This window comes from Bacillus sp. LBG-1-113 (assembly GCF_020708615.1).
Lineage (GTDB): Bacteria > Bacillota > Bacilli > Bacillales > Bacillaceae > Bacillus > Bacillus mojavensis.
Window position 1 is genome coordinate 132,267 of record NZ_JAJFDG010000003.1, and the last position, 18,822, is coordinate 151,088.

Annotated in this window: 21 protein-coding genes; 18 read left to right on the forward strand and 3 right to left on the reverse strand. The window is 44.9% G+C overall.

Translation table 11 applies throughout. The features are described from left to right. Positions 1–8 precede the first annotated feature (8 nt). The 6 genes from iolE (at position 9) to fba (ending at position 6,003) form a co-directional block, all read left to right on the forward strand. Positions 9–905 carry a myo-inosose-2 dehydratase gene (gene iolE, locus LJF29_RS10305; protein ID WP_229148334.1) on the forward strand — a complete coding sequence of 299 codons (897 nt, stop codon included), beginning with the start codon at positions 9–11 and terminating at the stop codon, positions 903–905. Positions 906–924: 19 nt separating this feature from the next. Further along, complete coding sequence (gene iolF / locus LJF29_RS10310; RefSeq protein WP_010332524.1) at positions 925–2,241, forward strand: myo-inositol transporter IolF; 1,317 nt, start codon at positions 925–927, stop codon at positions 2,239–2,241. A 22-nt stretch (positions 2,242–2,263) separates the two neighbouring features. Beyond that, on the forward strand, positions 2,264–3,298 hold the full coding sequence (gene iolG, locus LJF29_RS10315) for a bifunctional inositol 2-dehydrogenase/D-chiro-inositol 1-dehydrogenase (RefSeq protein WP_229148336.1): 1,035 nt from the start codon (positions 2,264–2,266) through the stop codon (positions 3,296–3,298). An 18-nt stretch (positions 3,299–3,316) separates the two neighbouring features. Beyond that, positions 3,317–4,186 carry a sugar phosphate isomerase/epimerase family protein gene (locus LJF29_RS10320; RefSeq protein ID WP_229148338.1) on the forward strand — a complete coding sequence of 290 codons (870 nt, stop codon included), beginning with the start codon at positions 3,317–3,319 and terminating at the stop codon, positions 4,184–4,186. Between the two features lie 87 nt (positions 4,187–4,273). Next, positions 4,274–5,110, forward strand: a complete 837-nt coding sequence (iolI, locus tag LJF29_RS10325; protein ID WP_229148341.1) for a 2-keto-myo-inositol isomerase — start codon at positions 4,274–4,276, stop codon at positions 5,108–5,110. 20 nt (positions 5,111–5,130) lie between these two features. Beyond that, positions 5,131–6,003 carry a class II fructose-1,6-bisphosphate aldolase gene (gene fba / locus LJF29_RS10330; protein WP_229148342.1) on the forward strand — a complete coding sequence of 291 codons (873 nt, stop codon included), beginning with the start codon at positions 5,131–5,133 and terminating at the stop codon, positions 6,001–6,003. Between the two features lie 44 nt (positions 6,004–6,047). Here fba and LJF29_RS10335 read toward each other — a convergent pair whose 3' ends face one another. Then, the gene (locus LJF29_RS10335) at positions 6,048–7,013 is read right to left on the reverse strand and encodes an iron-hydroxamate ABC transporter substrate-binding protein (RefSeq protein WP_229148346.1); all 966 of its coding nucleotides are present in this window, start codon (positions 7,011–7,013) and stop codon (positions 6,048–6,050) included. Positions 7,014–7,187: 174 nt separating this feature from the next. Between LJF29_RS10335 and LJF29_RS10340 the strand changes: the two genes are divergently transcribed. The 6 genes from LJF29_RS10340 to LJF29_RS10365 all read left to right on the forward strand — a co-directional run bounded on the left by LJF29_RS10340 (position 7,188) and on the right by LJF29_RS10365 (position 12,511). Continuing rightward, positions 7,188–7,586 carry a hypothetical protein gene (locus LJF29_RS10340; RefSeq protein WP_229148347.1) on the forward strand — a complete coding sequence of 133 codons (399 nt, stop codon included), beginning with the start codon at positions 7,188–7,190 and terminating at the stop codon, positions 7,584–7,586. A 122-nt stretch (positions 7,587–7,708) separates the two neighbouring features. Then, positions 7,709–8,398: a response regulator transcription factor gene (locus LJF29_RS10345; protein ID WP_229148349.1), complete on the forward strand. Its 690-nt coding sequence runs from the start codon at positions 7,709–7,711 to the stop codon at positions 8,396–8,398. Continuing rightward, positions 8,395–9,372 carry a sensor histidine kinase gene (locus tag LJF29_RS10350; RefSeq protein ID WP_229148351.1) on the forward strand — a complete coding sequence of 326 codons (978 nt, stop codon included), beginning with the start codon at positions 8,395–8,397 and terminating at the stop codon, positions 9,370–9,372. The genes LJF29_RS10345 and LJF29_RS10350 overlap by 4 nt, the downstream gene beginning before the upstream one ends. Before the next feature lie 154 nt (positions 9,373–9,526). Further along, entirely contained in the window at positions 9,527–10,300 is a 774-nt protein-coding gene (locus LJF29_RS10355) for an ABC transporter ATP-binding protein (protein ID WP_229148355.1), read from the forward strand. Continuing rightward, positions 10,275–12,149 carry an FtsX-like permease family protein gene (locus LJF29_RS10360; protein ID WP_229148356.1) on the forward strand — a complete coding sequence of 625 codons (1,875 nt, stop codon included), beginning with the start codon at positions 10,275–10,277 and terminating at the stop codon, positions 12,147–12,149. The genes LJF29_RS10355 and LJF29_RS10360 overlap by 26 nt, the downstream gene beginning before the upstream one ends. 11 nt (positions 12,150–12,160) lie before the next feature. Further along, a complete protein-coding gene (locus tag LJF29_RS10365; protein ID WP_229148357.1) occupies positions 12,161–12,511 on the forward strand; it encodes a YxeA family protein in 351 nt (116 codons plus the stop codon). A gap of 41 nt (positions 12,512–12,552) precedes the next feature. Here LJF29_RS10365 and LJF29_RS10370 read toward each other — a convergent pair whose 3' ends face one another. Both LJF29_RS10370 and cotNE read right to left on the reverse strand, forming a co-directional pair. Then, a complete protein-coding gene (locus tag LJF29_RS10370) occupies positions 12,553–12,906 on the reverse strand; it encodes a hypothetical protein (RefSeq protein ID WP_229148358.1) in 354 nt (117 codons plus the stop codon). 246 nt (positions 12,907–13,152) lie between these two features. After that, the gene (gene cotNE, locus LJF29_RS10375; protein WP_229148359.1) at positions 13,153–13,518 is read right to left on the reverse strand and encodes an inner spore coat protein CotNE; all 366 of its coding nucleotides are present in this window, start codon (positions 13,516–13,518) and stop codon (positions 13,153–13,155) included. A 104-nt stretch (positions 13,519–13,622) separates the two neighbouring features. Here cotNE and LJF29_RS10380 point away from each other — a divergent pair, with 104 nt between their 5' ends. The 6 genes from LJF29_RS10380 (at position 13,623) to LJF29_RS10405 (ending at position 18,814) form a co-directional block, all read left to right on the forward strand. Continuing rightward, complete coding sequence (locus tag LJF29_RS10380; protein WP_229148360.1) at positions 13,623–14,045, forward strand: DUF3255 family protein; 423 nt, start codon at positions 13,623–13,625, stop codon at positions 14,043–14,045. Then, positions 14,035–14,595, forward strand: a complete 561-nt coding sequence (locus LJF29_RS10385) for a hypothetical protein (RefSeq protein ID WP_229148361.1) — start codon at positions 14,035–14,037, stop codon at positions 14,593–14,595. Before LJF29_RS10380 ends, LJF29_RS10385 begins: the two co-directional genes overlap by 11 nt. Positions 14,596–14,634: 39 nt before the next feature. Continuing rightward, entirely contained in the window at positions 14,635–15,447 is an 813-nt protein-coding gene (gene yidA / locus LJF29_RS10390) for a sugar-phosphatase (RefSeq protein WP_010332508.1), read from the forward strand. Between the two features lie 151 nt (positions 15,448–15,598). Next, complete coding sequence (gene yxeI / locus LJF29_RS10395; RefSeq protein ID WP_229148362.1) at positions 15,599–16,585, forward strand: penicillin V amidase; 987 nt, start codon at positions 15,599–15,601, stop codon at positions 16,583–16,585. Positions 16,586–16,977: 392 nt separating this feature from the next. Beyond that, positions 16,978–18,303: an LLM class flavin-dependent oxidoreductase gene (locus tag LJF29_RS10400; protein WP_229148363.1), complete on the forward strand. Its 1,326-nt coding sequence runs from the start codon at positions 16,978–16,980 to the stop codon at positions 18,301–18,303. A gap of 13 nt (positions 18,304–18,316) precedes the next feature. Further along, on the forward strand, positions 18,317–18,814 hold the full coding sequence (locus LJF29_RS10405) for a GNAT family N-acetyltransferase (RefSeq protein ID WP_168749196.1): 498 nt from the start codon (positions 18,317–18,319) through the stop codon (positions 18,812–18,814). Positions 18,815–18,822: the final 8 nt, after the last annotated feature.

The window sequence follows — 18,822 nt, forward strand, 5'->3', positions numbered from 1 at the left end:
GCAACATGATGGGCAAACATGAAATCCTGTGGGGGATCGCTCCCATTGGGTGGCGGAATGATGATATGCCTGAAATTGGAGCGGGAAATACACTTCAGCATTTGTTAAGTGATATTGTCGTCGCACGTTTTCAAGGGACGGAAGTCGGGGGCTTTTTCCCCGAGCCTGCCATCCTCAACAAAGAGCTTAAGCTTCGCAATTTGCGCATTGCCGGAAAATGGTTCAGCAGCTTCATTTTGCGTGACGGACTCGGTGAAGCCGCGAAGGCTTTTACCCTGCATTGTGAGTATTTGCAGCAAGTGAATGCGGATGTCGCAGTTGTCTCTGAACAAACCTACAGCGTGCAAAGCCTTGAGAAAAACGTGTTTACAGAGAAGCCGCATTTTACTGATGAGGAATGGCAACGGCTTTGTGAAGGATTAAATCATCTTGGGAAAATTGCCGCTCAGCATGGCTTAAAGCTGGTATATCACCACCACCTCGGTACCGGTATCCAAACAGCGGAAGAAGTGGACCGCCTGATGGAGGGAACAGACCCTGCACATGTGCATCTCCTCTATGATACAGGCCATTCATATATTTCTGACGGCAATTACATGGGCATGCTGGAAAAGCATATTGATCGCATTAAACACGTGCATTTTAAGGACGCCCGTCTGAATGTCATGGAACAATGCAAAATCGAAGGGAAATCGTTTCAGCAATCGTTTTTACAAGGCATGTTTACGGTTCCCGGTGACGGATGCATTGATTTTAAAGAAGTGTATCAGCTGCTGTTAAAGCACAATTATTCCGGGTGGATTGTTGTTGAGGCTGAACAGAATCCCGATATCGCAAACCCGCTGGAGTACGCATTGATCGCCAGAAACTACATTGATAAGCAATTGTTAGGTGTGGCGAAATAACTAGAGGGGGAGTGAATATATGGGCAATACCATTGCAGATTCGGCCCTCAATAAACGGACCATCGCGGCAGCATTGGCCAACTATATTGATGCCGGTTCGATTGTGGCTGGATCTGCTGGTTTATCGTTATGGGTCAGTTACCTGAAACTGTCAGATACTCAAATCGGTCTGCTCGGCGCGTTGAGTGCAAACGCCATTTCTGCCGCTGTCGGCGCTTTGCTCGGCGGATTTCTGGCGGATAGAGTTGGGCGGAAAGCTGTTTACACCAACAGCATGCTCGTTTACGCGCTGGGGATTTGTTTAGTCCTGTTTGGAGTCAATTTCCCCATGTTGTTAAGCGGTTACATGATTATCGGGCTATCGGTTGGCGCTGATATCACCGCATCGTGGACCATTATCGCGGAAAACGCGCCTAAGAAAAACCGGGCCCGCCATTGCGGAGTCGCACAGGTCGCTTGGGCAGCGGGGGCAGTCGTTGTGCTGCTTCTCTCCGTATTGGTCGGTGACTTAGGTCTCTTGGGAAATAAAATCGTGTTTGCCCACCTGCTGGTTATTGCGCTGATTACGTACGTCCTCAGAATCAGACTTCCTGAGTCAGATGCATGGCAGCAGAAAAATCAGCCCGCAGACACACAAACAGAGAAGCCGGCTGTATTAAACAAAACATCGTATTTTGATTTGCTCAAGCCTATGTATCTAAAAAGCATCCTGTTTTTGATGGGTGTGTACCTGGTTTGGAATTTAGCCGCCGGGGTGATGGGCTTTTTTATGCCATACATTTACCAGCAGGTCGGCGGGGTATCTGCCAATATGGCAAATCTTTTGCAAATGGGACTGTTTATCTTTACCGGACTGGGGGTCGCCTTGATCTTCATGCCTTTTGCAGATCAATATAGAAAACGTGTTTTTGGAATCGCAGCTTTTATGGCAGTGATCGGCTGGTCACTGTTTCTGCTGCCGGTTGAAGGCCTGCCGGTTCTGCTCCTGTTTATTGTCGTGATCGGCATCAATAACGGAGCCGGACAGCAAGCGAACTATCAGTTATGGGCCAGTGAAATCTTTCCTACGCAATATCGTGCTTCTGCACAAGGACTGATGTTTTTCCTCGTCCGTATTTCAATAGGGATTTGGAGTCTGTTTGTCCCAATGATTATGACCAATTTCGGCATTGGAACGATGGCTGCAATTCTCCTCGGATGTGTGACGGCCAGTATGATCATCGGGCTTCTCTTCGCGCCGAATACGTCTGGCAAGTCACTTGAACAAATTCAAGAGGAACTCTACGGATCGCCTTACAATCACGTAAAGCAAGGCAAAGAAAGCAAAATGATGTAACCAACAGAAGGAGTGGCTGTCAATGAGTTTACGTATTGGTGTTATTGGAACTGGAGCAATCGGAAAAGAACACATTAACCGCATCACAAACAAACTGTCCGGCGCAGAAATTGTGGCTGTAACAGATGTGAATCAAGAAGCCGCACAGAACGTCGTCGAGCACTACCAATTAAATGCAGCAGTATATCCTGATGATGACAGCCTTCTGGCAGCTGAAAATGTAGATGCTGTCCTAGTGACAAGCTGGGGGCCTGCGCATGAATCGAGTGTTTTGAAAGCCATTAAAGCCCAGAAATATGTATTCTGTGAAAAACCGCTTGCGACAACTGCTGATGGATGTATGCGCATCGTCGAAGAAGAAATGAAAGTGGGGAAACGCCTCGTTCAAGTCGGCTTTATGCGCCGTTATGACAGCGGTTACGTACAGCTGAAGGAAGCGCTCGACAACAATGTGATCGGCGAGCCGCTGATGATTCACTGCGCGCACCGCAACCCGACTGTAGCTGAAAATTATACGACTGATATGGCAGTTGTTGATACGCTCGTTCATGAAATTGATGTGCTGCACTGGCTCGTCAATGATGACTACGAGTCCGTTCAAGTCATCTATCCGAAAAAATCGAAAAACGCCCTGCCGCACTTAAAAGATCCGCAAATCGTAGTCATTGAAACAAAAGGCGGTATCGTCATTAATGCTGAAATCTTTGTGAACTGTAAATACGGCTATGACATTCAATGTGAGATTGTTGGAGAAGACGGCATCATCAAGCTTCCTGAACCATCAAGCATCAGCATGAGAAAAGAAGGGAAATTCAGCACAAACATTCTGATGGATTGGCAGAGACGCTTTGTGGATGCGTACGATGTGGAAATCCAAGACTTCATTGATTCGATCCAGAAAAAAGGCGAAGTCAGCGGACCGACGGCATGGGACGGCTATATTGCTGCCGTTACAACTGACGCGTGTGTAAAAGCCCAGGAATCTGGACAAAAAGAAAAGGTTGATTTGAAGGAAAAACCGGAATTCTATTTATCATTTACAACAGTAGAAAACTAAAAAAAGAGGAATGATAATATGAAATTAGCATTAGATCCATCAATGTATCGAGATGATTTAACGTTGGAGGAAATGGTCTATAAAACGGCGGAGCTTGGCTATGAATATATTGAACTGTCGCCGCGTGAGGATTTTTGCCCTTTCTATAAATATCCGAAAGTCGATTCAGCAAAAATCAAACAATTAAAGCGGCTTTTAAGGGATACAGGTGTTAAGCTTTCATCACTCCTTCCGCTTTACCACTGGGCGGGTCCTGAAGAAGACCGCCGCCAGGCTGCGGTACGCAACTGGAAAAGAGCGATCGAAATTGCGGTTGAGCTTGAAGTGGATTTGATGAACAGTGAATTCAGCGGTTCAAAATATGATCCTTTAACAAGTGAAGAAAAATTCATCAAATCCATGGATGAGCTTCTGCCCGTCTTTGAAAAAGAGGGCATTAAACTCAATCTTCAAGCCCATCCATACGATTTTATCGAAACGCACAAAGGTGCGATGGATATGATCCGCGCGCTTGACAAGGATTGGATCAATCTTGTCTACTCGACTGCCCATACGTTCTTCTATGATGACGGCAAAGGCGACATTGAGACCATGTTTGACGAAGCCGGCGACCGCCTCACACATGTTTTATTTGCGGATACCTTTAATCATAAGGCAGCTCATGGCCTCCGCTACATCGTCAATCCGCCTGACGCGAAAGTAACGGTTCATCAGCATTTGGACATTGGTCAGGGTGAGGTTGATTTTGAGACGATTTTCAGAAAGCTGAGAGAGATGAAGTTCGACGGAATTGCGACGAATGCCGTTTTTGCTTGGGTCGATGAAAGAGCGGATGAATCAAGCCGATTTATGCTTAAAAAAATGAAAGAAGAATTAGGTCTGGCATAAGCTGAGCATGGAGTTCGGCGGGATATGGCGAACAGCCTTCCTGCCGAACTCCCTTCATATCTAAAATTGCAGATGGAGGAGTCTGGCATGAAACTTTGTTTTAACGAAGCAACAACATTGGAAAACTCAAATCTTAAACAGGATGTAGAGCTATGTGAAAAGCATGGCTATGATTATATTGAAATCCGCACAATGGATAAGCTGCCGGAGTACTTAAAAGACCATTCATTGGCCGATCTTGCGGAATACTTTCAAACCCATCACATCAAACCGCTGGCCTTAAACGCACTCGTGTTCTTCAACAACCGTGATGAAAAAGGCCACAATGAGATCATCGCTGAATTTAAAGACATGATGGAAACCTGCAAAACCCTCGGTGTGAAATATGTCGTAGCCGTACCGCTTGTGACTGAGCAGAAGATTGTAAAAGAAGAAATCAAAAAGAGCAGTGTAGAGGTACTGACTGAGCTTTCAGATATCGCAGAGCCGTATGGCGTAAAAATTGCGCTTGAATTTGTCGGCCACCCGCAATGTACAGTCAATACGTTTGAACAAGCGTACGACATCGTAAACACTGTCGAGCGTGACAATGTCGGGCTTGTCCTTGACAGTTTCCACTTCCACGCCATGGGTTCTAATATCGAAAGCTTAAAGCAAGCGGACGGAAAGAAAATTTTCATCTACCATATCGATGATACAGAAGATTTTCCAATCGGGTTTTTAACAGATGAGGATCGTGTATGGCCGGGCCACGGGGCGATTGACTTAGATGCCCACTTATCGGCTCTGAAGGAAATCGGCTTCTCTGATGTTGTATCGGTTGAGCTCTTCCGGCCTGAATACTATAAGCTGAGTGCTGAGGAAGCCATTCAAACAGCGAAAAAAACAACGGTTGATGTCGTATCAAAATACTTCAACATGTAATGGATAAAGGAGGGGTGGACATGGCTTTTGTATCGATGAAAGAGCTTCTTGAAGATGCAAAGCGGGAGCAATACGCGATCGGCCAGTTTAATATCAACGGTTTGCAGTGGACGAAGGCGATTTTACAGGCGGCAGAGGAAGAACAGTCACCTGTAATCGCGGCGGCATCGGATCGGTTAATCGACTACTTAGGTGGATTTAAAACCGTAGCCGCGATGGTCAATGCGCTGATTGAAGAATTATCAATCACCGTTCCCGTTGTGCTTCACCTTGATCATGGAAGCAGTGTGGAGCGCTGCAAACAAGCGATTGACGCGGGATTTAGCTCAGTGATGATTGACGGGTCACATTCGCTGATAAACGAAAATATTGCGATGACGAAAGAGGTTGCGAATTATGCCCGCCTTCACGGTGTCTCAGTGGAAGCCGAAGTCGGAACAGTGGGCGGCATGGAAGACGGACTTGTGGGCGGCGTGAAATATGCTGACCTTCATGAATGTGAACGTCTCGTTAAAGAAACAAATATTGATGCGCTGGCAGCTGCGCTTGGATCAGTCCACGGAAAGTATCAAGGAGAGCCTAAGCTGGGGTTCAAGGAGATGGAGGAGATCTCTAAGACCACGAACATTCCGCTAGTTCTACACGGGGCGTCGGGGATACCTGCTGACCAAATTGCAAGAACCATTCAGCTCGGCCATGCGAAAATTAACATCAATACGGAATGTATGATGGCGTGGACAGAAGAAACACGCGTTATGTTTCAAGAGAACCAGGATTTATATGAACCCCGCGCTTATATGACGCCTGGCATCGAAGCCGTAAAAGAAACGGTAAAAAGCAAAATGAAAGAGTTTGGCTCAGCGGGAAAAGCAGCGAGACAGCAGGTAAGCTGAAGAAAAAGCACTCACAACGAGGTGAGTGCTTTTATATATGGGCTTTATTTCTGATTCTCTTTTTCACGCTTTACCAGCATATCAGCAATCAAATCAACCTGTTTGCTGACGGAAATCGGGTCGTACGGATAGAAGGTGTCAAAATCATTCATAAACACACGGTTATGTTTCACAGCGTCTAGGTTTTTCCAAATGGAGGATTCCTTCAGCTTGTCGAGTGTTTTGCTTTCGCCTTTCGGATTGTAGTCCGTAATGAACATATAATCTGCGGCATACTCGGGAATGACCTCTTGAGAGAGCTGTTTCATCTCGCCTTTTTTGATGACATCTTGTTCAATTTTTTCAGGCGCTTTTAACCCAAGCGCGTTGTATACAGCTTGGCCGCCGCGTCCGCCATTGTCATTGAAGACCCAGAATTTGCCTTTGTCTGTGTTTTCATAAATGCCGAAGGTCGCATCTTGGTCGATGACGCCGGCAATTTTCTTTTTGGCTGCTTCCGCTTTTTTGTTAAAGTCAGCCATAAATGCTTTTGCTTTATCCTTGGCGCCCGCAATATCTCCGAACATTGCAACGGTATCTTCGACGTTTTTCGCGGTGTTATAAGGAACGACAACGGTTGGAGCGATTTTCTTTAATTTATCGACATTCTCTTCATTCATGACAACAATTAAGTCAGGCTGAAGCTCCATGACTTTCTCAACGCTGATCGGATCACCGACATCCTTTACATCTTTGAGCTTTGATTTTAAAAATGGATTATCAAATGACCATGAGCCCGAGCCGACCACATTTGCCCCGACAGACAGCAATTCCCCAGCATAAAAATCAGTGACGATGCGTTTTGGATGTGCAGGAATGTTGACATTCCCTTTTGTTGATTTGTATGTTCTCATTTCTGTCTTTTCGGAAGCTGAATCATCTGGGCTTCCTTTCGAAGCTGTGCCGCTGCAAGCACTGACAAATACGAGAAGCAGCACCAGCATGCCCACGAGCAATGTGTTCTTTTTCATCAAGAACCCCCCAATATGTATTTTGATCCATTAGTAATGATTATCATTATCAATTAATAATATAGCAAGAAACCTGTGCCCCGTCTATCACTATTTTAAAAGGAGAAAGTTTTTGTTATACAAGTGACGCGGTATTCTTAATCGATTATTATAGGTAAATAGGAGGAGGTAAATATGGAAATCACAAAAAGAGGTGCCGTATGGGAATGGCTTCATAGCTGGTGGATGCTGTTTATTTTTATGCCTTTTGCCATTACCAGTTTTTTTGCCTTTTTATTTATTGGCATCAAGGTTAGAAATAAAAAGTGGATCATGTACGGAATCATTTATTTTTTCGTATTTGCGTTTGCTTTCGTGCTGCCTGATCCGCCCGGATTGCTTATTGTGCTCCCGTTGTGGGCTGTGGCGATTATTCACGGTTTTAAAGTGCGCCCGCTGTATCTGATTCAGCTGGATGTCTACAAAGACAATGTGGAGGCACGGACCTTTGCTGAGGCAAGAAGTGAAGCCGAGAGCAGGTTTCATGCGCCGAAACAGTCTATTCAGGATATACATATTCGCAAAGAGCAGTAAGAAGCGGGTCTTTTATGAAAGCCCGCTTTCTCTTGTTGCGCAGAACCGATGAAAGCATTATGATGGGGGCATCAAAAAATGATGGCTCTGAAACGGCCGGATCCTTTTGGAGGATGGATTGCATGAATAAAATCATGATTGTGGAAGATAGCGAAGACATTCGGTCATTATTGCAAAATTATTTGGAGAAGTACGGTTATGATACGGTGGTTACCACTGATTTCACATCCGTTTTAGATGTGTTCTTGCGGGAAAAGCCTGACGTGGTCCTGCTTGATATCAATTTACCGGCGTATGACGGATATTATTGGTGCCGGCAGATCCGCCAGCATTCCACCAGCCCGATCATTTTCATTTCTGCCCGAAGCGGAGAGATGGATCAAGTGATGGCGATTGAAAACGGCGGAGACGATTATATTGAAAAGCCGTTTTCTTATGATATTGTGCTGGCGAAAATCAAAAGCCAGATTCGCAGGGCGTACGGAGAATATGCGGTGAAGCAGGGAGAAAGAATCGTGGAATTCGAAGGTGTACAGCTGTATGTTGAGCGGTTTGAATTGCGTTATCAAGACGAAAAAAGCGAGCTGTCCAAGAAAGAAAGCAAGCTTCTTGAGGTGCTGCTGGAACGGGGAGAAAAGGTAACGGGGCGAGACCGGTTAATGGAAAAAACGTGGGACACTGATCTGTTTGTCGACGACAATACCCTGAATGTATATATCACCCGTTTGCGCAAAAAGCTGCGTGACCTTAAGGTGCCCATTTCAATTGAATCTGTCCGCGGTGAAGGATATCAGTTGAGGCCGCTGTCATGAAGCTGTTTTTACGGACTCATGTACTCTTGATATTGCTTTTCCTGATTCAAGGCATTTTTGTTTTTACATACTATTGGTTTGCGGGCCAGCGTTCCCTGTCTCATTTATTCTATATACTCGGCGTGCAGCTGCTGTTGTTAGCTGGGTATTTGATCTATCGCTGGTATCAACACCGCGGCGTTTATCAGTGGCTCAGCTCTCATCAGGAGGATGCGGAAGTGCCTGATTTGGGTTCTTCTCTGTTTTGTTCTGAGCTTTATGAAAAACAAATGGAACTGAACCGCCTTCACAATCAGAAGCTTCATGAAACAGAAGCGAAGCTGGAAGCAAGAGTGACCTATATGAACCAGTGGGTGCACCAAGTGAAAACGCCGCTTTCTGTTATTAATTTAATCATTCAGGAAGAGGACGAGCCCATTTTTGGGCAAATCAAAAGAGAAATCCGGCAGATTGAATATGGGCTGGAAACATTGCTGTATTCCTCAAGGCTCGACCTGTTTGAGCGAGATTTCAAAATAGAAGCGGTTTCTTTATCTGATATTCTCCAAACTGTTATTCAGAGCTATAAACGTTTTTTTATTGAGCATCGTGTATATCCGAAAACCAATTTTCTCACTGACGATATGATTTATACAGACCCAAAATGGCTGAAATTCGCGATTGGTCAGGTCGTGACAAACGCGGTGAAATATTCTGCGGGCATGAGTGACCGGATTGAGCTGACAATTTTTCAGCGTGAGGGTAAAACCGTGTTAGAAGTAAGAGATTATGGTGTGGGGATTCCCTCGCAGGATATCAAGCGTGTGTTTGATCCCTATTACACAGGCGAAAACGGCCGGCGTTTCCAGGAGTCAACCGGCATAGGCCTTCATCTGGTGAAAGAAATCACAGAAAAACTGAATCATGAAGTAGAGATCAGCTCTGCTCCGGGAAAAGGCACAGCGGTACAATTTTTGTTTCTTACAAAAGTGTAAGGAGGCATTAAGAAAACCGCATAGCGCACGGGACATCCCTCTTGATAAGATTTGTTTACGAACTGCTTATCAGGGGGGATTTTTTTATGAGGTACGTCCGCCGCACACATGATAAGCCAATTTATGATGAAGAATAACGATAAGGAGGATTCTCATGGCGAATATGCTCGAGGTCAAACATATAAATAAAACCTATAAAGGACAAGTGTCCCACCAGGCGTTAAAACAAATTTCTTTTTCTGTAGAAGAAGGGGAGTTCACAGCGGTGATGGGGCCGTCGGGTTCCGGGAAAACAACGCTTTTAAATATCATTTCAACCATAGATCGTCCCGATTCCGGAGACGTCCTGATCAAAGGTGACAACCCTCACAATCTGAAAAGAACGAGGCTGGCACAGTTCAGACGCAAACAGCTTGGTTTCGTGTTTCAGGACTTTAACCTGCTTGATACCCTGACGGTTGGCGAGAATATCATGCTGCCGTTAACACTTGAAAAAGAATCTCCTTCTGTGATGGAAAAGAAGCTGCATGCCATCGCTGAAAAGCTTGGAATAGAGAATCTTTTACAAAAGCGTCCATTTGAGGTTTCAGGCGGACAGCGCCAGCGGGCGGCCATTGCGAGAGCGGTGATTCATAAACCTTCTCTTATTTTGGCAGATGAACCGACGGGGAATCTTGATTCCAAAGCTTCCAAGGATGTCATGGAAACGATGCAAAGCCTGAACCAGAACGATCAGATTACAGCATTAATGGTCACCCATGATCCTGTGGCTGCAAGCTACTGCCAGCGCGTGATTTTTATTAAAGACGGAACGCTGTTTAATGAAATTTACCGCGGAGATAACCGCCAGGTGTTTTATGAACAAATCCTGGATGTACTTTCTATGCTGGGGGGAAACGCAAATGACCTTTCTTCAGTTCGCTTATAAAAATGTTACACGAAACAAAAGGTCGTATCTGGCGTTCTTCTTGAGCAGTGCTTTTTCCGTATTGATCTTTTTTACCTTCGCGATGTTTATTTTTCATCCTGCTCTTAAGGAAGGATACTTAAATAACATTGCAAAGAAAGGATTAATGGCAGCGGAGTGGTTGATTTTTATCTTTTCGATTTTATTTGTTCTCTATTCCGTCAACGCCTTTTTGAAATCCAGAAATAAAGAGTTTGGGATTCTGCTGATTCAAGGAATTACACCTGTCCAGCTGCGCGTACTGGTGACAGCTGAAAACATGTTGATCGGCGCCTTTTCAATTGTTGCCGGGATCATCGGCGGACTGATTTTTTCAAAAACGTTTTTTACAATCGGCGCCTATATTTTAGAAATGGACGCTTTGCCGCTGTATATGCCTTGGAAGGCGTTGGGGATCACGATTTGCGGATTTATGCTCTTATTTTTTCTTATATCGCAATTTACGCTTTTTTTTATTAAATCCAAAACCGTTATTTTGCTGATAAAAGGCGCAGAAAACATAAAACCTGAGCCGAAGCCGTCTATCCTTCTGTCAATTTTCGGCGTCGCATGCCTTGTGATGGGCTACGGCTTGGTTGTAAAAGGCTATGTTCACACATATATGCCTCTTCTCATTTTAATCTTAACCATTATCGGAACGTATTTTTTCTTCAGCCAAACCAGCATTTGGGTATTGCGGGCTGTGAAAAAGTGGAAGGGCTTTTATTTACGCGGGAAAAATGTCATTTGGATTTCTGATTTAGTCTATCGCTTAAAGGATAATGCCCGCCTGTTTTTTATTGTGAGTATTATTTCGGCGGTTGCTTTCACAGCCACGGGTGTTCTGGCTGTTTACAAGTCAACTGTCGGGGCAATGGATTCAGCCTATGAAATGGAGTACTTATCTTATGAAGGCAATCAGAAAGAAAAACAGCATCTGCAAGAGATTGAACATGAGCTGAAACAAAACCATTTCTCATTTACACGCTACGATATGCCGGTTTCATACGTGCGCTATAAGCGGGGTGATGAAGCGCCGCCTGTGATCTTAATGGATCAGAAAACCTTTCAAAAGCACTTCAGTATCAGCCTGAACAATCTGAAAAACGGGGAAAGCATCTATTTCCCAAGCACCTATGAAATCAAGGATAAAACTGAATTTCCGCAACAATTAGATCTGCTGAACAAGAAAAATGAGCTGACAAATCAGATGCTCAAAGTGAAGGAAACAAAAAAACCGCTGATTTCTGTAAACAGTGTTCTTGTCGTAAATGAAACGACCTACAAAGAACTTCATCAGCTGGGAGAAAGCACGAAGCTATTCGGTTATAAATATAAAAATTGGAAAGACAGTTTAAGCATCAGCCAATCACTTGCCAATAACCTGTATGGTGATTATTCTGACGTTCACTTTCAATTTGATGCGAAGGCCACCACGCACTATCTTACAGTGCAGCTGCCAAGCTTAAGCTTATTTATCGGGCTCTTCATTGCCATTGTCTTCTTTACCGCGGCCGGAAGCTTTTTGTACTTCCGCTTGTATACAGATTTAGAGGAAGATCAGAAGCGCTACCGTTCACTAGCGAAGATTGGATTTAGTGAAGAAGAAATGTCACAAAGCGTAACCATTCAATTAGCGATCTTGTTCTTCTTTCCGTTTGCGATGGCTGTTCTTCATACGGCCTTTGCCATCAGAGCTGGCGGCTTTGTCAACGTAACCAAACCAGTGCTGCTGACAATCGGAGGATTTTTGGCTTTTCAGCTGCTGTTCTTCCTGATGGTCCGGTCCAGCTACTTGAAAAAAATGAAAAGCTTTTTAGCGATGAAATAAGGATGATGAATATGAAAAAAATCATTTCAAGCATTGTGGCTGCAGGGGCGGTCGCAGCGATTTGCGGCTTTCTCTTCATTCATAACGAGATTACCGATAGGGTCAACCCGCTTATCTCCAGACAGGATATGTATGTCCAGATTAATCGAAATGGCCAACACCTTAGCCCGGGCGGTACTGAATATACACTAGACGGCTATAACAAATCCGGTGAAAAGAGCGAGGTAACGTTTTACGCCGGCAAAGATTTGCGGAAGAATGCGTATGTAAAAGTCAGTGCAAAAGGCAAATATGTAGAGACTTGGGAAGAAGTGAAATATAAAGATTTGCCAAAAACCGTACAATCAAAATTAAAACAATAAAGAGGAAAGCGGCATGGGAACATCTATGCCGCTTTTATCTGTTACTGCTGATAGGACTGCTGTTGAAATGGCGTCTGTTGACCGAATGGAAGTGTAGATACATTTGTATTCATCACACTTGATTGTCCATTGAGTTCCTGCTGCATTTGGTTGCACATGTTGACAACCTGCTGGCATTTTTGAATGGCTGCGTCATGCCCTTGCAGCGCTTGCTGAATGGTATGTGCAGCTTGTTGTTCGTGATTGAGGATCTGCTGCAGCATTTGAATGTTTTGCTGCTCTTGATGAAGCATTTGACGATATTGGTTGCTGCTTTGCTGTGTTTGCTGAATAAGCTGCTGCGCTGTCTGGCGGCATTGGTTCAGCTGCTGCAGACTGTGTTGCGGATTGTGCATGTATAATCCCTCCATGTGTTCAATTGACCTTTGTCGGTCTTATCATGCAACCTGAACCAGAAGAAATTCGGCAAAAGGAGAACTACAATTATTTTCCTTACCCCCTCATCCTTTGAATGACATCGGCAAAAATTGTATACTTGTAAAAACCCTTTTTATGTAAATGTCCCGCCCTGCACATAAGAATAGCGGAAAACGAAACTCCGACATCTGGAGAATCGTATTCCGCTTTTTTCTTTTCTTGCTTCAGAAACCGCCTTCGCCCGCAGTAAATGGGATATTTAATCTGTTTTCTACGGCGCGGAGGCGCTGATTGAGCCGGTTTAAGCGGCGTGTATGGCGTTCAACAGCCTGGCTTAGCTGATTGACCTGATCGGCCATCCTTGCAATTTCCCGGTTTTGACGGCGATCCTCATTCGACAGACGGGTTAATTCTCTTGTCTGCTGTTCGTTTTGCCGTTCAAGCGCAGCGATTCTTCTTTCCAATGCCGGCTGTCTGTCCGTCTGGTATGGCTGGTATACATCCTGCTGCGGATATGGATTGTATTCATATTGGCTATAGTAAGGTTCCTGCTGAGGGAGCTGCGGGCTGTAATATTGATAAGGGTTCATGTAATCAATCTCCTTAAAAAGAAATGTGGGTGAATTCCTTATAATCTATGTAGTCATTGGCACAGTGCCACGGCATTCGCCTAAAAAAGTAAGAAAGGACGGTGATGACGCTGAGCGGAAAAGGACCTGTTATTGTGTTCCTGTCTGCTGTATGTCTCATCATTTCGGGCTGCCAGCAGCCAAAAGACGAGACGCCGTTTTATTACGGAACTTGGGATGAGGGCATTATCCCCGGTCCCATGGATGGCGTGAAATCAGCAACGGTCACATTTACCAAAGACAAGGTGCTGGAGACGGAGGTGATTGAAGGGAGAGGAGAGGTGCAGCTGCCCTTTATGGAATACAAGGTGATGTCTCAAAGCACTGACGGCTCCATTGAGATCCAGTACCTTGGCTCCTATTATCCGATCAAAAGCAAACTGAAAAGAGGGAAAGACGGGACGCTGATATGGGAGCAAAATGGCCAGGAAAAAACGATGACAAGAATCGAGTCAAAGGCCGGCAAGGAGGAGAAACATGAGAAATAAAAAAGCGGAAAGTCTAGTGGTGACAGGTCTTATTTTACATATCATTCAGTGGATATTCGTATTATGGGCTTTTCTCAAGATTAAGCATTTATTTAGTGACTATACGATTTATAACCCGAATGTCATAAACGGGTCGATGCAGTCGTTATCATTTATGCAAATGCTGCGTTCTATGATGTACTCGGGCGCATTGGTGAATTATGTTCTGTTTTTTGTGATTGCATTGCTTATGTATTGTTTAGTGCTGCATGCGATCATGATTATTCTCGAAATAGCTGCTTATGTGATGATCAGACGGAATCCTTCATCTTCTTGGGCATATTTTTTGACGGCGGCGGGTGTGAAGCTTGCCATCTTCAATATCACGGGTATTCCATTTTTAGCTGCCGGCTTCCTGCTGATGAAACAGAAACAAGCAGAAACCGGCGAAAAGGGTCCAGAAAGAAAACGCAAGCCGCACACGCGGATTCGGAGACAAGGCAGACGTCTAAACAGAAACAGGAGAAAATCATCTCTTGCGGTTGAATATCAAAAAGAAAAAACGATATGATGGGACTATAGCCTGAAAACGACACGAAGGAGATGCAGAATGTACAAATTAATAGCAATCGATATGGACGGAACACTTTTAAATGATCATCATGAAGTGACGGCGGAGGTCCGTGACGCGCTGCATGCCGCAAAAGCGGAAGGGGTAAAAATTGTCCTTTGCACCGGACGGCCTATCGGGGGTGTTCGGAGATACTTAGATGAACTCAATTTAATTGAGGAAGGCGACTATGTGATTGCCTATAATGGGGCGCTTGTTCAAAATACGCATACAAAAGAAGTGGTGACGGAATTGTCTCTAGGATATGATGATTTGGCATCATTATATGACCTGAGCTTAGAGCTGGAGACACCGATGCACTTCTTCGACTCAGCCAACCTGTATACGCCTAACCGTGATATCAGCGAATTTACCGTATATGAGTCGTACGTGACACAGGTGCCGCTTCATTACCGCAAAATTGAGGAGATGCCTAAAGACATTCTCATTCCGAAAGTGATGTTTATTGATAAACCAGAGCACTTAAGCCACGTCATTACATCGATACCGAAAGACGTGAGAGAAAAGTATACGATGGTCAGAAGCGCGCCTTTCTTTTACGAAATTCTGCATCCGGAAGCAAGCAAAGGAAATGCTGTGCGTCAGCTGGCGAATCTGCTCGGAATCGAGCAGGCTGAAGTCATGAGCATAGGCGACAACGGCAACGATCTGACAATGATCGAATGGGCCGGCTGCGGTGTTGCCATGGCAAACGCCATTCCGGAAGTGCTTGAGGCCGCAAACTTTCAAACGCGCTCTAATAATGAACATGGCGTTGCACATGCGATTCACGAGCTTGTTTTGGCTAAATAAAAAGTCCAGCCTTCTAAAGGCTGGATTTTTTCGTTTTATTAGATGTAATGTCAATTCTTTGACGAATCGATTTGACTTTCGTTATGCTGATAAAACCAATTCATTCACAATATGTATGATATTAATCTGAATTGAAAAGGGGACTGATCAAATGTGCACAAGTCTTACATTGGAAACTGCTGACCGTAAACATGTATTAGCAAGAACAATGGATTTTGCATTTCAGCTGGGGACAGAGGTGATTCTCTATCCGCGCCGTCACAGTTGGAGTAGTGAAGCTGACGGAAAGGCCCATCAGACACAGTACGCTTTTATCGGTATGGGGAGAAAACTTGGGAATATTTTATTTGCAGACGGCATTAATGAAAACGGTTTATCGTGTGCTGCACTTTATTTTCCGGGCTATGCGGAGTACGAAAAAACGATACGGGAAGACACCGTTAACATTGCCCCGCATGAGTTTGTGACATGGGCGCTGTCAGTCTGTAAGTCTTTGGAAGACGTGAAAGAAAAGATTCGATCTTTAACGATTGTAGAGAAAAAATTAGATCTATTGGATACAGTTTTACCGCTTCACTGGATATTGTCAGACCGGACGGGACGCAGCCTGACGATAGAACCGAGAGCAGACGGCCTCAAAGTCTATGACAATCAACCTGGTGTCATGACGAACAGCCCCGACTTTTTATGGCATGTGACCAATTTGCGCCAATATATTGGAATCAGACCGAAGCAATTAGAGAGCAAGGAGATGGGCGGATTACCGCTGTCCGCTTTTGGCCAAGGCTCTGGGACTGTGGGCCTTCCGGGGGATTATACACCGCCTTCCCGGTTTGTCAGAGCTGTTTATTTGAAAGAACATCTAGAGCCGGCGGCCGATGAAACGAAAGGGGTAACAGCCGCTTTTCAAATTTTGGCGAATATGACGATACCCAAGGGCGCAGTGATAACGGAGGAAGATGAAATCGATTATACGCAATATACTTCCGTGATGTGCAATGACACTGGAAACTATTATTTCCACCACTATGACAATCGGCAAATCCAAAAAGTAAATTTATTTCATGAAGACCTTGACTGCTTAGAGCCTAAAGTGTTTTCCGCTAAAGCAGAAGAGAGTATTCATGAGCTTAATTAATTGACTCAATCAGCTGATTCCGGTTTGAATCCGGAGTCAGCTGTTTTTTTATTAGATAGTTACGTTAGGCGGTTTGCAAAAGAGAAGAAAAGGCAAAGGAAATGTTAAAAACTGCATTTCTATAAAATGTTTGGATAGAAACTGAGTCGCTGCTTCATCAGACTCAGTTTCTTTGCCGATATGGAGGTTGCACTAGTTGAATGAACCAATGTTATTCCATCATGTTCACGCAAGGAACTCTTCAGCTTGTATAGAAAAAATTGATCTCAACTCATTGACAAACTCGCCATACAAATGTACATTTTGATTTATTCACATTAAACAACTAGGAATATAGGAGTTTATTTTTCGAACTTTTCAGCCTAAAACATGATAAAAGGAGCAGTAACGTCATGACAAGCAAAAAGAAGCAAATCAAATTAGGAGTTTTTCTTGCGGGAACCGGCCATCATGTTGCGTCTTGGCGGCATCCGGACGCGCCTGCGGATGCGAGCATGAACTTGGATTATTTTAAAGAGCTGGCGAGAACAGCAGAGCGGGGCAAGCTGGATATGCTGTTTTTAGCAGACAGCCTGTCAATTGACAGCAAATCGCATCCAAATGTGTTAACAAGGTTTGAGCCATTTACTTTGCTCTCCGCTTTGGCGCAGGTGACATCAAGCATTGGCCTGACTGCGACAGCTTCCACTACTTATAGCGAGCCGTTTCACATTGCCAGACAATTCGCGTCACTGGATCACCTGTCCAATGGCCGTGCCGGATGGAATGTCGTGACCTCATCCATTGAGTCAACGGCACTGAATTTCAGCGGGGAAAAGCATCTCGAACACCACTTGCGCTATCAGCGGGCAGAGGAATTTGTCGAGGTCGTAAAGGGACTCTGGGATTCATGGGAAGAGGACGCCTTTATCCGCAATAAAGAAACAGGTGAATTCTTTCATAAAGAAAAAATGCACGAGCTCAACCACAAAGGAGATTATTTCTCAGTCCGTGGGCCTCTGAACGTTTCAAGGTCGCCGCAGGGCCAGCCTGTCATGATTCAGGCGGGTTCATCAGGGGACGGGAAAGCGCTGGCTGCCAAAACAGCTGAAGTGATTTTCACGGCACAAAACCATTTGGAATCAGCACAGGAATTTTATGAATCAATTAAAAAGCAGGCAGCCGAGTTTGGCCGCGATCCTGAAAAAATCGCGATCATGCCGGGCATTTTTCCGGTCATCGCGGATACTGAGGAAGAGGCGCGGGCTAAATATCAAGAGCTTCAGGATTTAATCATTCCATCTGTCGGTCTGCAAATCCTTCAGAATTATTTAGGCGGAATTGATTTGTCTGCTTATCCGCTTGACGGGCCGCTGCCAAAGCTTGACGCGGATGCATCCAACGCGGTGAAGAGCCGATTTAAGCTTGTTCAAGAGATGGCTGAACGGGACAATATGACGATACGTGAGCTTTACAAATACGTTGCAGGCTCCAGAGGCCATCACATTTTTGTCGGAACGCCGGAACAGCTTGCCGACAAGATGCAGGAATGGGTGGACCATAAAGCTTGTGACGGATTTAATATCATGCCCCCGCTTCTTCCGGAAGGAATTGAACTGTTCGTTGACAAAGTGGTTCCGATTTTACAGGAGCGCGGCGTGTTCAGAAAAGAATATGAAGGCACAACATTGAGAGAGCATTTCGGTTTAGAAAAACCGGTAAACCGTTATGCGAGGTAAGGAGGAACGCTCGATGAAGACGCAATATCGCCTGGCAACTGAACGTGATGCCGAACAGCTTCTCGAGCTGACAAGGCGCGCCTATGAACCGATTCGAAAGCTCGGCATTCGTTTTGCCGCGGCCCAAGCCGATCTGGATCTGGTCTTAAACAATATCCGAAAAAACGCCTGTTACGTCATGGAAGAAGACGGGCGGATCATTGCGACCATCTCCTTAAGAATGCCTTGGGGACAGCAGCCTGGACCGTATGGCGTTCCTCATATCTGGTGGTTCGCTGTTGATCCTGAAACCGGACAAAAGGGAGTCGGGACAAAACTGCTTCAATGGCTGGAGCAGACCATCCTGCGTGATACGTTAAAGGTTCCGTTTGTATCGCTTGGAACAGCGGATAAGCACCCGTGGCTGATTGAGATGTACGAAAGAAAAGGATATGTCCGAGCAGGCCAGCAGGATCTGGGCAAAGGACATATGACAGTCTATATGAAAAAACAACTGCGACATGACCTATAAAAGATAAA

Coding starts and splice junctions, on each gene's coding strand:
- iolE (WP_229148334.1), top strand. CDS start 9: ATGGGCAAACATGAAATCCTGTGGGGGATCGCTCCCATTGGGTGGCGG.
- iolF (WP_010332524.1), top strand. CDS start 925: ATGGGCAATACCATTGCAGATTCGGCCCTCAATAAACGGACCATCGCG.
- iolG (WP_229148336.1), top strand. CDS start 2,264: ATGAGTTTACGTATTGGTGTTATTGGAACTGGAGCAATCGGAAAAGAA.
- LJF29_RS10320 (WP_229148338.1), top strand. CDS start 3,317: ATGAAATTAGCATTAGATCCATCAATGTATCGAGATGATTTAACGTTG.
- iolI (WP_229148341.1), top strand. CDS start 4,274: ATGAAACTTTGTTTTAACGAAGCAACAACATTGGAAAACTCAAATCTT.
- fba (WP_229148342.1), top strand. CDS start 5,131: ATGGCTTTTGTATCGATGAAAGAGCTTCTTGAAGATGCAAAGCGGGAG.
- LJF29_RS10335 (WP_229148346.1), bottom strand. CDS start 7,013: ATGAAAAAGAACACATTGCTCGTGGGCATGCTGGTGCTGCTTCTCGTA.
- LJF29_RS10340 (WP_229148347.1), top strand. CDS start 7,188: ATGGAAATCACAAAAAGAGGTGCCGTATGGGAATGGCTTCATAGCTGG.
- LJF29_RS10345 (WP_229148349.1), top strand. CDS start 7,709: ATGAATAAAATCATGATTGTGGAAGATAGCGAAGACATTCGGTCATTA.
- LJF29_RS10350 (WP_229148351.1), top strand. CDS start 8,395: ATGAAGCTGTTTTTACGGACTCATGTACTCTTGATATTGCTTTTCCTG.
- LJF29_RS10355 (WP_229148355.1), top strand. CDS start 9,527: ATGGCGAATATGCTCGAGGTCAAACATATAAATAAAACCTATAAAGGA.
- LJF29_RS10360 (WP_229148356.1), top strand. CDS start 10,275: ATGACCTTTCTTCAGTTCGCTTATAAAAATGTTACACGAAACAAAAGG.
- LJF29_RS10365 (WP_229148357.1), top strand. CDS start 12,161: ATGAAAAAAATCATTTCAAGCATTGTGGCTGCAGGGGCGGTCGCAGCG.
- LJF29_RS10370 (WP_229148358.1), bottom strand. CDS start 12,906: ATGCACAATCCGCAACACAGTCTGCAGCAGCTGAACCAATGCCGCCAG.
- cotNE (WP_229148359.1), bottom strand. CDS start 13,518: ATGAACCCTTATCAATATTACAGCCCGCAGCTCCCTCAGCAGGAACCT.
- LJF29_RS10380 (WP_229148360.1), top strand. CDS start 13,623: ATGACGCTGAGCGGAAAAGGACCTGTTATTGTGTTCCTGTCTGCTGTA.
- LJF29_RS10385 (WP_229148361.1), top strand. CDS start 14,035: ATGAGAAATAAAAAAGCGGAAAGTCTAGTGGTGACAGGTCTTATTTTA.
- yidA (WP_010332508.1), top strand. CDS start 14,635: ATGTACAAATTAATAGCAATCGATATGGACGGAACACTTTTAAATGAT.
- yxeI (WP_229148362.1), top strand. CDS start 15,599: ATGTGCACAAGTCTTACATTGGAAACTGCTGACCGTAAACATGTATTA.
- LJF29_RS10400 (WP_229148363.1), top strand. CDS start 16,978: ATGACAAGCAAAAAGAAGCAAATCAAATTAGGAGTTTTTCTTGCGGGA.
- LJF29_RS10405 (WP_168749196.1), top strand. CDS start 18,317: ATGAAGACGCAATATCGCCTGGCAACTGAACGTGATGCCGAACAGCTT.